The 11,960-nt window shown below is 68.7% G+C and carries 13 protein-coding genes and 1 pseudogene; 6 read left to right on the top strand and 8 right to left on the bottom strand.

Annotated elements, in window-relative coordinates; genetic code table 11:
• Positions 1-28 precede the first annotated feature (28 nt).
• Positions 29-2,032 carry a molecular chaperone HtpG gene (gene htpG, locus G6028_RS10755; RefSeq protein WP_182658830.1) on the bottom strand — a complete coding sequence of 668 codons (2,004 nt, stop codon included), beginning with the start codon at positions 2,030-2,032 and terminating at the stop codon, positions 29-31.
• A 151-nt stretch (positions 2,033-2,183) separates the two neighbouring features.
• On the opposite strand from htpG, the gene G6028_RS10750 reads away from it, so the two are divergent.
• The 3 genes from G6028_RS10750 to G6028_RS10740 all read left to right on the top strand — a co-directional run bounded on the left by G6028_RS10750 (position 2,184) and on the right by G6028_RS10740 (position 4,173).
• Entirely contained in the window at positions 2,184-2,759 is a 576-nt protein-coding gene (locus tag G6028_RS10750; RefSeq protein WP_182617653.1) for a maleylpyruvate isomerase N-terminal domain-containing protein, read from the top strand.
• 148 nt (positions 2,760-2,907) lie between these two features.
• On the top strand, positions 2,908-3,336 hold the full coding sequence (locus tag G6028_RS10745; RefSeq protein WP_179523723.1) for a VOC family protein: 429 nt from the start codon (positions 2,908-2,910) through the stop codon (positions 3,334-3,336).
• A gap of 60 nt (positions 3,337-3,396) precedes the next feature.
• The gene (locus G6028_RS10740) at positions 3,397-4,173 is read left to right on the top strand and encodes an SDR family NAD(P)-dependent oxidoreductase (RefSeq protein ID WP_179523724.1); all 777 of its coding nucleotides are present in this window, start codon (positions 3,397-3,399) and stop codon (positions 4,171-4,173) included.
• Between the two features lie 301 nt (positions 4,174-4,474).
• Here G6028_RS10740 and G6028_RS10735 read toward each other — a convergent pair whose 3' ends face one another.
• The 4 genes from G6028_RS10735 to G6028_RS10720 all read right to left on the bottom strand — a co-directional run bounded on the left by G6028_RS10735 (position 4,475) and on the right by G6028_RS10720 (position 7,687).
• Positions 4,475-5,305 (bottom strand): amino acid ABC transporter permease, encoded by an 831-nt coding sequence (locus G6028_RS10735; RefSeq protein WP_179523725.1) that lies wholly within the window; start codon positions 5,303-5,305, stop codon positions 4,475-4,477.
• Positions 5,302-5,964 (bottom strand): amino acid ABC transporter permease, encoded by a 663-nt coding sequence (locus G6028_RS10730; RefSeq protein WP_095718779.1) that lies wholly within the window; start codon positions 5,962-5,964, stop codon positions 5,302-5,304. The genes G6028_RS10735 and G6028_RS10730 overlap by 4 nt, the downstream gene beginning before the upstream one ends.
• Positions 5,965-6,042: 78 nt before the next feature.
• Positions 6,043-6,858, bottom strand: coding sequence for a glutamate ABC transporter substrate-binding protein (locus tag G6028_RS10725; RefSeq protein WP_182640054.1), 816 nt, complete (start codon positions 6,856-6,858; stop codon positions 6,043-6,045).
• 94 nt (positions 6,859-6,952) lie between these two features.
• Positions 6,953-7,687: an amino acid ABC transporter ATP-binding protein gene (locus G6028_RS10720; protein ID WP_182658829.1), complete on the bottom strand. Its 735-nt coding sequence runs from the start codon at positions 7,685-7,687 to the stop codon at positions 6,953-6,955.
• A 97-nt stretch (positions 7,688-7,784) separates the two neighbouring features.
• Between G6028_RS10720 and G6028_RS10715 the strand changes: the two genes are divergently transcribed.
• Together G6028_RS10715 and G6028_RS10710 are read left to right on the top strand one after the other, a co-directional pair.
• A complete protein-coding gene (locus tag G6028_RS10715) occupies positions 7,785-9,023 on the top strand; it encodes a fatty acid desaturase family protein (protein WP_182611091.1) in 1,239 nt (412 codons plus the stop codon).
• A 2-nt stretch (positions 9,024-9,025) separates the two neighbouring features.
• Entirely contained in the window at positions 9,026-9,508 is a 483-nt protein-coding gene (locus tag G6028_RS10710; protein WP_182611092.1) for a hypothetical protein, read from the top strand.
• Between the two features lie 21 nt (positions 9,509-9,529).
• Here the strand turns inward: G6028_RS10710 and G6028_RS10705 are convergent, their stop codons facing one another.
• The 3 genes from G6028_RS10705 to G6028_RS10695 form a co-directional block, all read right to left on the bottom strand.
• Positions 9,530-9,808 (bottom strand): WhiB family transcriptional regulator, encoded by a 279-nt coding sequence (locus G6028_RS10705; RefSeq protein ID WP_179523730.1) that lies wholly within the window; start codon positions 9,806-9,808, stop codon positions 9,530-9,532.
• A 244-nt stretch (positions 9,809-10,052) separates the two neighbouring features.
• Positions 10,053-11,042, bottom strand: a complete 990-nt coding sequence (locus G6028_RS10700) for a hypothetical protein (protein ID WP_182652735.1) — start codon at positions 11,040-11,042, stop codon at positions 10,053-10,055.
• 25 nt (positions 11,043-11,067) lie between these two features.
• On the bottom strand, positions 11,068-11,628 hold the full coding sequence (locus tag G6028_RS10695) for a type 1 glutamine amidotransferase domain-containing protein (protein WP_182611093.1): 561 nt from the start codon (positions 11,626-11,628) through the stop codon (positions 11,068-11,070).
• Positions 11,629-11,711: 83 nt separating this feature from the next.
• Here G6028_RS10695 and G6028_RS10690 point away from each other — a divergent pair.
• Positions 11,712-11,960: pseudogene (locus G6028_RS10690) on the top strand (DUF2993 domain-containing protein); the annotation flags it as partial.

Here is an 11,960-nt window from a genome sequence, read left to right as displayed (position 1 = left end):
CCGCGGGGCGGCGAGGGGACGGCCGGCGTCAGATCCGGTCGACCAGCAGCTTGGCGAAGGCGGCGGGGTCGGCGAGCGTGCCCCCCTCGGCCAGGACGGCCGCGCCCGAGAGCAACCGCGCCGTGTCGGCGAGGCCCGGGGTCGACGGATCCTCGGAGTACTGAGAGCGCAGCCGCTCGACCAAGGGATGCGAGGGGTTGAGCTCCAGGATCCTCTTGCTCGCGGGCAGTTCCATGCCCGAGGCCCGGTACATCGCCTCGAGCTGCGGGGTCATGTCGAACTCGTCGCCCACCATGCAGGCCGCGGACTCGGTGAGCCGCTGCGACAACCGCACCTGCTTGACCTCGTCGGACAGCTCCTCGCCCAGCCACTCGAGCAGGCCGGTGAACTCCGCGGAATCCGCCTGGCCCTTCTCCTCCTCGACCGGGGAGCCGATACCGGACAGGTCCACGTCGCCCTTGGCCACCGAGCGCAGGCGTCTGCCGTCGACCTCGCCGACCGCGTCCACCCACACCTCGTCGACCGGGTCGGTGAGCACCAACACCTCGACGCCCCGCGCCCGGAAGGCCTCCAGGTGCGGGGAGTTCTCCACCGCCGCGCGGGACGTGCCGGTGAGGTAGTAGATCTCCTCCTGCCCCTCGGCCATGCGGGAGACGTACTCGGCGATGGTGGTGCCCACCTCGTCGTCGTCGCCCCCGGTGGCCTCGTCGGAGGCTGCACGAGTGGACGCGAAAGTGCTCACGGCGAGGAGCTGCTCCCGGGCGTCGACGTCGGAGATCAGGCCCTCCTTGAGAACCGCTCCGAAGTTCTTCCAGAACGAGCGGAACTCCTCCGGACGGTCGGTCCTGATCTGCTCGATCGTCTGCAGGACCCGCTTGACCAGGCGCTTGCGGATCGCCCTGATCTGGCGGTCCTGCTGCAGGATCTCGCGCGAGACGTTGAGCGAGAGGTCCTGGGCGTCGACGATGCCCTTGACGAAGCGCAGGAACGGCGGCACCAGCTCCTCGCAGTCGTCCATGATGAAGACTCTGCGGACGTAGAGCTGGACGCCGCGCTTGGTATCCGGGGAGAAGAGGTCGAACGGCACCTGCGTGGGCAGGAAGAGCAGCGCCTGGTACTCGAACGTCCCCTCGGCCTTGAGGGTGATGGTCTCCAGCGGCTCGTCCCAGGCGTGGGAGACGTGACGGTAGAACTCCGAGTACTCCTCGTCGGTCACCTCGGAGCGGGGCCGCGTCCACAGCGCCTTCTGGGAGTTGAGGGTCACGGTCTCGGTGAGGGTGTTCTCCGCGGCGGGGTCGTTCCCCTCGTCGTCGTCCCCCGTCGGCTCCGGTGCCGGCCTCTCGACCTCCATCCGGATCGGCCAGGCGATGAAGTCCGAGTAGGTGCGCACGACCCGGCGCAGCGTGGACTCCGCGGCGTAGTCGGGCAGCGCCGCGTCCCCACCGGCCGGCTTGAGCTGCAGGATCACCGAGGTGCCCTGCGGGGCGTCCGGTGCCTCCTCGATCGTATAGGTGCCCTCGCCGCCCGAGGTCCAGCGCGTACCCGTGGCCTCGCCGGCCTTGCGCGTGACCAACGTGACCGCGTCGGCGACCATGAACGTGGAGTAGAAGCCGATGCCGAACTGGCCGATGAGGTCCGCGGTGACCTGCTCACTGGCCTCGCCCGACTCCTGAGCCGCGCGGGCCGCGGCGAGGGCCTCGCGCATCTGACCGGTGCCCGACTTGGCGAGCGTGCCGATGAGGTCGACCACCTCGTCGCGGGACATCCCGATGCCGTTGTCGCGGATCGTCAGCGTCCGTGCCTGCTCGTCGGGGATCAACTCGATGTGCAGGTCCGAGGTGTCGACCCCCAGCGAGGAATCCTGGAGAGCGGCCAGTCGCAGCTTGTCCAGGGCGTCGGAGGAGTTGGAGATGACCTCTCGGAGGAAGGTGTCCGGGTTGGAGTAGATCGAGTGGATCATCAGATCCAGCAGCTGCCGGGTCTCTGCCTGGAACTCCCGGGTCTCGGCTGCGCCGGAGGTCTGCGGGCTCATGGTGGCGAGGGTTCCTCTCTCTGTGATGGGCGGGTATGTGGGATGGGCGGGCGCGCCCCGTGAGGGCACCCCCACCGGACTGATCACGACGTGCTGTTCACGACGACACGATCAACCTACTGTGGGGTCCGGACATTCCGGAGGAGCCCCCGTGACCGAGAACCCGCTGCCCCACGACCACCTGGCCGTCCTCGACGCCGCCACCGAGCTGTTCGGGCGGGCGCTCGCCGACGGGCTCGACGGCGACTGCGGGTCGTGCCCCGGATGGAGTCGCCGGGACTGCGCCAACCACGTCCTCGGAGGCGGTCTGCGGTACGCGGCCTATTTCCCGCGCCTGCCGGAGTCCGAGATCGGTTGGACCCGGACAGCGGACCATGCCGGCGACGACCCCGTGGGTGCGCTGTCCCGTACCTCCGCCGGGCTTCGTGACCGGCTGGCCTCGGCCCCCGACGCCGATGAGCTGGTCGCCCACCGGCTCGCGGAGATCCCCGTCCGGGACCTGCTGGCGCTGCGGGTCTTCGAACTCCTCGTGCACGCCCACGACCTGCGCGGAGAATCATGGGAGTCCGACGAGGCCGAGACGCTCGCCGGCTGGGTGCTCGAGAACGGGCGGGACGTGGTGGAGCTCATGCGCACCTTCGGGGTGCTGGCCCCGGCGCGATCCGTGGGACCCGATGCGGACGCGCGTGCCGGGCTGCTCGCGGTGGCGGGCCGCGACCCCGGTTGACGGACACCGCCGCCCACCTTGCGCACACGCTCACCCCGGTCGGCGGAGGGCGATATTTCTCGTGACTGCGGCCGGCGACCGGTCTAGCGTCGATCATGCGGAGAACGCCTCAGGCACGGGCCGGGGCGCGCAGGCGAGAGGATCCGCGATGGCCATGCAGTCCAGCCCCTACATCTCCTTCCCGGGTAACGCCTCCGAGGCGTTCCCGTACTACCGCGACCTCTTCGGTGGCCGACTCGACCTGATGACCTACGACCAGATGCCGCCGATGGAGGGAATCCCGTTCACCCCGCCGTCCGGGTCGGTCGCCCACGCGACGCTGGAGGCCCCGGGCATCACCCTCACCGGCGGCGACGCCATGGGCGAGGACCTGCCCCGGCTCGCCAGTGACGTCTACTCGTTCCTGCTCGCCTTCGACACCACCGACGAGGCCCGCACCTTCATCGCCACCGTGGCCGACGACGGGGGCGAGCTGGCGATGCCGTTCGAGGTGGCTCCCTGGGGCGACCACTACGGTCAGGTCCGGGATCGGTTCGGCATCCGCTGGGACGTGGTGGTCGACGGATCGGCCGGGTGATTTCCGGCTGACCGCCCCGTGACACCCGTATCGATCACCTCCGCTTGTTACGGTTCAGCCATGGATATCTCCGGAGCAAGTGCAATCGTCACGGGCGGTGCGTCGGGAATCGGCGCCGCCGTCGTCCGTCAGCTCGCCGCGCAGGGTGCGAAGGTGGTCGTCGCCGACCTCAACGCCGAGAAGGGTGAGGCCCTCGCAGGCGAGGTCGGCGGCGTGTTCGTGGCCGTCGACGTGACCAAGACCGAGGACAACATCAAGGCCGTGGAGGCCGCGCTCGAGCTGGGCCCGCTGCGATACCTGGTCAACTCGGCCGGCATCGGCTGGGCGCAGCGCACGATCGGCCGGGACGGCGAGTTCGCCTCGGCCTTCGACATCGACTCGTTCCGCAAGGTCATCGACATCAACCTCGTCGGCTCGTTCGACATGCTCCGACTGGCCGCCACGGCCATGTCCCGCGGCGAGGCCGACGAGGACGGCCAGAAGGGCGCGATCGTCAACATGGCCTCCGTCGCCGCGTTCGACGGGCAGATCGGCCAGGCCGCGTACTCCGCGTCCAAGGGCGGCATCGTGGGCCTGACCCTGCCCGTGGCCCGTGACCTGTCGGCCGCCGGGATCCGCCTCAACACCGTCGCCCCCGGCCTCATCGACACCCCGATCTACGGCGAGGGCCCCGACTCGGAGGCGTTCAAGGCCAAGCTGGGCGAGAGCGTCCTGTTCCCCAAGCGTCTCGGCTCGGGCGACGAGCTGGCGTCGATGGTCATGGAGCTGCTCACCAACCCGTACATGAACGCGCAGACCGTGCGCGTCGACGGTGGCATCCGGATGCCACCGAAGTGAGCTGACACCGCAGTGGGCTGACACCTCAGTGCGCTGACACCGCAGTGGGCTGACCCCGGGTCGCCCCGGGTACACGACGGCCCCGCCGGATCGGATTCCGGCGGGGCCGTCGTGCGTATCCAGGGCCCGGCGTACGGCCACGCCGCGCCCGTCCCTCACTGTTCACATCCGCCTACCGCAGCCGCTCGTGTCCCTGAACTCTCGCGTGCGCAACTGCGCAGGCCGGTGTTCATCGAGACGGGCGCCTGCCCCGCAGGTGTACAGGCGCGGGAGCAGATGCCCGCCCGCCCGCCCGGGGGTGTCAGGCCCTGGCGCGGCGCTTCTTCAGACGCCCCTCGAGGTAGACGGCGAGCTTGGTGAGCGTGTAGTTGATGATCACGAAGAGGATGCCGGCCACGATGTACGCGGGAACGGTGTTGGCGTAGGCGGAGCCGAGGGTCTTGGACCAGTTGAGCAGCTCCAGGTAGGTGATGCCGTACCCCAGTGCGGAGTCCTTGAGGACGACGACGAGTTGGCCGACGAGGGCCGGGAGCATGGCCGTGAGCGCCTGGGGGAGCTGGATCGAGCGCAGCACCTGCCCCGGGGTGAGCCCCACCGCGAGTCCCGCCTCGGTCTGCCCCGAGGGCAGACCGTGGACTCCCGAACGGACGAGCTCCGCGATGACGGCACCGTTGTAGAGGGTGAGCGCGGTGACCACCGCGGCCAGCGGCGCGTGCTGGTTGGGCACGATGTTCGAGGTGGCGAAGTACCCGAAGTAGGCGAACACCATCATCAGCAGTACCGGGACCGAGCGGAAGAACTCCACGATCACGCTGCAGAACCACCGCAGTGGGGCGAACGGCGAGAGCCTGCCCATGCCGAAGAGCAGCCCGAAGATCACCGCGAGGACGATCGAGATGGCCGCCGCGGTGAACGTCCCCTTGAGACCGGGGATCAGGTAGGAGGTCCACACCTCCGGGTCGGTGACGAACGGCTCCCACATGAACGCCTGCAGCTGGCCGGCGGCCTCGAACTGGATGTAGACCACGTAGGCGATGCCGACGGCGATCAGGGCACCGATCACCGTGAAGATCTTGTGGCGGAGGCGGGCCTTGGGGCCCGGGGCGTCGAACAGGACGGCCTGGGTGCTCATCGCTTCACCGACAGCTTCCGTGAGAGGGACGTGGTCCAGAGTCCGATCGGGAGGGTGAGGATCACGAACACCATGGCGAAGAAGAAGAACGTCGGCAGGCTCGCGCCCTCGTTCTCCGTGATCACCTGGAGCAGCCCCGCCGAGTCGCCCACGCCGATGACGGCGGCGACCGTCGAGTTCTTGATGAGAGCGATGATCACCGAACCCATGGGTGCGATGGACCCTCGGAACGCCTGCGGGAGGATCACCTCCCGCAGCGACTGCCCGAACCCGAGTCCGATGGACCGGGCGGCCTCGGCCTGGCCCACCGGGACCGTGTTGACACCGGAGCGCAGGGCCTCGCAGACGTACGCCGCGTGGTAGACGGCGAGCATGATCGCGGCCCACCAGAAGGCGTTGCGGGCGAAGTCGTCCGAGACGGACAGCTGGAGGATGAAGGACAGGCCGAGGATGCTGAACACCATCAGCAGCGTCAGCGGCAGGTTCCGGAAGATGTTGACGTAGGAGGTGCCGAGTCCGCGGAGGACGGCCACCGGGGAGACCCGCAGGATCGCGATGATCGTCCCCAGCACCAGTGCGCCCACCGTCCCGAGGAGCGAGAGCTGAATGGTGACCCACACCGCCCCGAGGACGTCATAGTCGGCGAAGATATCGCCCATGGTCCACCTTCCGTCATGAGGTGTGGAGGGCCTCCGCGCCACCGTTCACCGGTGGCGCGGAGGAGTTGTCAGGTCAGATCAGGCGCAGGCGTCCGGGTTGGGCGGGTTGCCCTCTCCCGGCTCGAAGCCCGCCGCTCCGAGGTTCTCCTCGACGGCCGCGTCCCAGCTGCCGTCGGAGATCATCTCGCGGATGGCCTCGTTGATCTGCTCGCACTTCTCCGTGTCGCCCTTCTGGATACCGATCCCGTAGAGCTCCTCGGAGAAGGGGGATCCGACCACCTTGAGCTGACCCTGGTACTGGTCCTGCGCGGCGTAACCCGCGAGGATCGTGTCATCCGTGGTGAGTGCGTCGACCGCGTTGGAGACCAGTGCCGAGACGCACTCGGAATAGGTGCCGAACTCCTGGAGGTTGACCCCCGGGACCTCCTCCTGGACGTTCTGCGCCGAGGTCGACCCGGAGACCGAGCACAGACGCTTGCCGTCGAGCGACTCCGGCCCGGTGATGCTGTCGTCGTCCGCACGGACCAGGAGGTCCTGGCCGGCGATGAAGTACGGTCCGGCGAAGTCGACCTTCTCCTTGCGGGAGTCGGTGATCGAGTACGTGGCCACGATCATGTCCACCTGCCCGGTCTCGAGGAGGGTCTCGCGCTGCGCGCTCGGTGCCTGGACCCACTCGATGTCCTCGGCGGGGGTGCCGAGCTTCTCGGCCACGTAGGTGGCCACGTCGACGTCGAGCCCGTTGTAGTCGTTGCCCACCTTCAGCCCCAGGCCCGGTTGGTCGAACTTGATGCCGATCCGGAGCTGGTTCTCGCCCCCGTCATCGTTCCCGCACGCGGTCAGGCCGAGAGCCAGGGTGACCGCCGCTGCGGCCGATCCGATCCGTCGGAAGTTCATGTGTTCTCCTCGTGAAATGGGTGGGTCGAGATCTGGGGGAGGTGATTCTGGAACGGGGGCCCGGTTCGGGGGTGGTGAGCGGACCCGAGCCGACTCAGTTGGTCAGGATCTTGGACAGGAAGTCCTTGGCACGGGCGCTCTGCGGGTTGGTGAAGAACTCCTCCGGGGTGGCCTGTTCGACCAGTTCCCCGTCGGCCATGAAGATGACGCGGTCGGCGGCCTTTCGCGCGAATCCCATCTCGTGGGTGACCACGACCATGGTCATCCCGGACCTCGCCAGCCCGGTCATCACGTCGAGGACCTCGTTGATCATCTCCGGGTCCAGGGCGGAGGTGGGCTCGTCGAAGAGCATGACCTTGGGGTCCATCGCGAGGGACCGCGCGATGGCGACACGCTGCTGTTGACCACCCGAGAGCTGGGCCGGGTACTTGGACGCCTGGTGCTCGACACCCACCCGCTCCAGCAGTTCCATCGCCCGCTTCTCCGCGACGGCCTTGGACTGTTTGCGCACCTTGATGGGGCCGAGGGTGACGTTCTCGAGGATCGTCTTGTGCGCGAACAGGTTGAACGACTGGAAGACCATGCCGACGTCCGCACGGAGCTTGGCGAGCGCCTTGCCCTCCTCCGGCAGTTCCTTGCCGTCGATGGTGATCGAGCCCGACTCGAAGGTCTCGAGCCTGTTGATCGCCCTGCACAGCGTCGACTTGCCCGAGCCCGAGGGGCCGATCACGACGATGACCTCGCCCTGATCGATGGACATGGTGATGTCCTTGAGCGCCTGGAAGTCACCGAAGTGCTTGTTCACGCCTGAGATCTCGACGAGTGCCATGGGAGGGATCATAGGCGGCTGAGGATTCATCGAGGATCGACTCGCCGATTGGACCTTTCCGGTCGACAACTCCACCGGCCCTCCGTACCGTCAACCCATGGCGATATCAGACGTGAAGGAATACGCCCATCTCTCCGCCGAGGACGTCGAGGCGATCGGTGAGGAACTCGACGCGATCCGCCAGGAAGTCGTGGACTCGCTCGGCGAATCCGACCGCCGGTACGTGCAGAACACGATCCGTCTCCAGCGCGGACTGGTGGCCGGTGGCCGGGCGGTCCTCCTCTTCTCCGGGTACCGCCCGGCGTGGCTGGTGGGGACCGGGATGCTGGCCGCGGGCAAGATCATCGAGAACATGGAGCTCGGCCACAACGTGATGCACGGGCAGTGGGACTGGATGAACGACCCGGTCATCCACTCCACCACCTGGGAGTGGGACATCGTGGGCACCTCCGAGCACTGGAAGGCCACTCACAACCATCACCACCACACGTACACCAACATCATCGGGATGGATGACGACGTCGGGTACGGCGTGGTCCGTGTGACGCGTGACCAGCCGTGGAACCCGGCGTACTCGCTGAACCTGGTGTGGAACACCATCCTGGCGTTCACCTTCCAGTGGGGCGTGGGGGTCCAGCACCTCGAGATCGCGCCGGGCACCATCAACTCGTCCGGCCGGGCCGAGCAGAAGCGGCGCATCGGGCAGTTCCTGCGCAAGGCCCGCCGTCAGGTGGGCAAGGACTACGTGTGGTTCCCGCTCCTGTCGGGCCCCAACTGGAAGTCGACGATGGCCGCCAACGCCACCGCCAACGTCATCCGGAACCTGTGGTCCAACGCCGTGATCTTCTGCGGGCACTTCCCGGACGGTGCGGACAAGTTCACCCTGGAGGACCTCTCCGAGGAGACCCAGGCGCAGTGGTACCTGCGTCAGATGCTCGGCTCCGCCAACTTCACCGGAAGCCAGCTCACCCACTTCATGTCGGGCAACCTCTCGTACCAGATCGAGCACCACCTCTTCCCCACCATCCCGTCCAACCGGTACGGCGAGATCTCGGAGAAGGTCCAGGACGTCTGCCGTCGCTGGGATCTGCCGTATACGACGGGTCCGCTGTACAAGCAGTACTGGCAGTCGTGGCGCACGATCGCCAAGCTCTCGCTGCCCGACCGCTTCCTCAAGGCCACCACGGACGACGCGCCGGAAACCAGGTCGGAGCGCATGTTCGAGGGTGAGCCGCGGACCTACGACGATCACGCGGGCCCCCGGTCGGGCCTGGTCACCGCTCTCAAGCACCGGACCGACCCGAATCAGCTCCGGCGCCTGACCCGCACGGTCTGACGGTGGCGGACGACCGGCCGGACGAGGGAGCTACCTCCGGCGACCGGACGCCGAGCGTCGACGAGACGCATCGGCGACCACCCGGCGCGACCGACGCCGAGGTGGAGGCCGCAGGCACCGCCACCGAGGCACTGGAGTACGTGGAGCGGGCCCGGGGGCACCTCTATGACCTGCACCAGCTGATCGGGCGCGCGGACATCCTCTACCAGCAGGCCGCGGATCAGCTGGAGGCGGTCGGCCGGACCGAGCTCGCGGAGCTGATCCGGACCGAGATGGTCGGGGTGAACGTCCTCCACGGGCGGTGGACGTTCCAGATGGTCGAGGAGTTCGACGACGGGTTCTGGACCACTGCCCGAGAGGTCAGCAAGGCCGTCCGGGACGAGGTCACCGACGGGCGTCGCCACGTCTACGAGGCCGAACTCAAGGAGCGGAACCGGTCCGCGGGCACCACGGGTCATGAGGCGACCCCGCGGGAAAATCTCTGACCTCCGCGGGGTCGGCCGGTGTCAGCCGGTCCGGTGTCGGCCCGCCATGGCGTGCCGTTCGGACTCGGTCGTCCCACCCCAGACCCCGTAGAGTTCCTTCGATTCCATGGCGAACTGCCGACAGGGGTCGAACACCGGGCAGCCCTGACAGACGGCCTTGGCCCTCTCCTCCTTGCGACGGCGTTCGCCCTTCGATTCGTCCTCTGCGCTGTAGAACAGGTCTTCGAGATCGATGCAGGCGGCATCGTCCCGCCACGACCAGAACTCCGCAGTGGGTTCGAGGTTCCTGTATCTGGGCACGGCGCCTCCTTCCCGCGACGCTGAAGTGCCCTGCCATGAGCCCTGGATGTTCAGAACGCGGTTGACTCCATCCTGACAGTCGACGCGGCGAGGTCAAACGGAAATTAGCGAGCGTAGGCTAACCTTTCTCGGCAAAAGTCGACGGGGGCTGCGCTTTTCGGAGCCTGTGGCCAGAGGTTAAAGTTCGGCAATTCTCCGGGGCCGACTCTTCATCTGCTGAGACGAGTGGCGGAAGTGGGCCTCGTCAGCTGCCGAACCGGGCCGTCGTCGCCCCGCGGATCACCTCGGCGGCGCGGGCCGCCGCACCGTCGACGCCCCACCACGCGCGGATACCTCCGGTCTCCCCGTCCCGTGCCCTCTCCAGTTGTCGGCGGACGGCGTGCCCGACGGCGGTCGGCCCGTCCCCGTAGCGCAACACGCTCACCGCCGGGATCGAGTCCAACGCCCCCGCGGTGGCGTCCTGCTCCCCGTACGGCCGCCGGCCCGGGACCACCACGAGCGGCACGTCAGCGCAGGCGGCATCGGCAACAGACGACTGGCCCCCTCCGGTGACCACCACGTCGGCCGAACACAGTTCCGGCCAGGGGTCCGCGTGCCATTCGCCGTCCGGGCCGCCCACCTCGAGCCAGTCGGCCACTCCGAGCTCGCGCGCCGTCGATCGGACCGCCCTCCAGAAGCGGTGGTCGCCGCCGGAGCCGGAGCCGTTGAGATGGACGACACGGGGACGACGACGATGCCGTGTCTCGCGGACGCGCCGCTCGAAGCGGGACACTCCGCCGATCTCCGCGACGGGGTTCTCCGTCCGCCGCAGGGTCGCCTGATGCGCTCCCGGTGGCCACGCCCCGATCAACCGCTCCGCAGCACGAACCCGCAGCAGGTGGGGCTCGTCCTCCCTCACCCCGGGCGGCAGCGTGCTGACCATCGGGATGCCGGTCATCCGCGCGGCCAGCGACATGGCGGGAGACGAATCGACCCAGAAGGCGCGGGGTCGTGCGTGGTCCATCCACGCGACGGCGGCGCGGCGCGCGGAGAGGGTGAGCTCCTCGGCGTCCTCCTCGTCATCGATGCCGGACGGGAGGTGGACGACGCGGGTTCCCGGGGGGAGGAGCGCGTCGTCGAACTGGCCCGAGATGAGCATCGTGACGTCCAGTCCCCGTTCCCGCAGGGCGCCCATCACCGGAATGGCCCGGTGGAGATGACCGCGCCCCCGGTGGTGGACGTAGACGCCGATCATCGAAACCCTCCCTCGGTCCGTCGGCTTATTCCGCTCCGCGGATCGCGCCGAGTAGTGCGTCGCAGAAGGCGGGGAGGTCGTCCGGGTTGCGGCTGGTGAACACGCCGTCCGAGCTGACCAGCTCCTCGTCCACCCACTCGGCTCCGGCGTTGACCAGGTCCGTGCGCAGGCTCGGGTAGGAGGTGACGCGGCGCCCGCGGACGACGTCGGCCTCGATCAGGACCCATGGCGCGTGACAGATGGCCAGGACGGGCTTACCCGCCTCGACCATCTCGCGGACGAGGGTCAGAGCGTGCTGGTCCTGGCGCAGAGCGTCCGGGTTGGCGACGCCGCCCGGCAGGACCAGGACGTCAACGTCGGCGGCGGTCACGTCGGCGCTCGTCCGGTCGACCGCCTGGGTGCCGGCCGGGGTGAGGTGGTCGACCAGGTCGACCTCGCCGTCGGATGTGCTGACCAGGAGCGCCGTGTGACCGGCTTCGGTCACGGCCCCCCACGGCTCGGTCAGCTCGACCCGTTCGATCCCCTCGCCGGCCACGAGGAATACGACGGTTCTGGTGTCAGTGCGTGCGTCCTGGGTCTCGGTCATAGCCTGATCGTGGGGCCGGACCCCCCAGGCCCGCAACCGGACCGCCGGTGGCCCCCGGCCCGACGGTCCGGCACGATACGTGGATGCGACGACGAGACCCGATCGACCGACGAGGACGGCGCGACCGCCGGCGAGGCGGCTGCGGCTGCTCCCTGCTCGTGCTGCTGCTCCTGGTGCTGGGGCTGGCCGTGGCCGCGGAGTTCGGCGCCCGGTGGTACCTGGCGGACCGGGCGGAACGCGAGGCGTCGGCGCGGCTCGGAGCCCCGGTGTCGGTGGGATTCGGACCCACACCGATCCTCTGGGATCTGGCCACCACCCGGGCCATCGACACG

The organism is Dietzia cercidiphylli (assembly GCF_014145145.1).
Taxonomy (GTDB): Bacteria; Actinomycetota; Actinomycetes; order Mycobacteriales; family Mycobacteriaceae; genus Dietzia; species Dietzia natronolimnaea.
The sequence above is the reverse complement of the archived record's forward strand: the minus strand, read 5'-3'. Positions and strand labels throughout refer to the sequence as shown.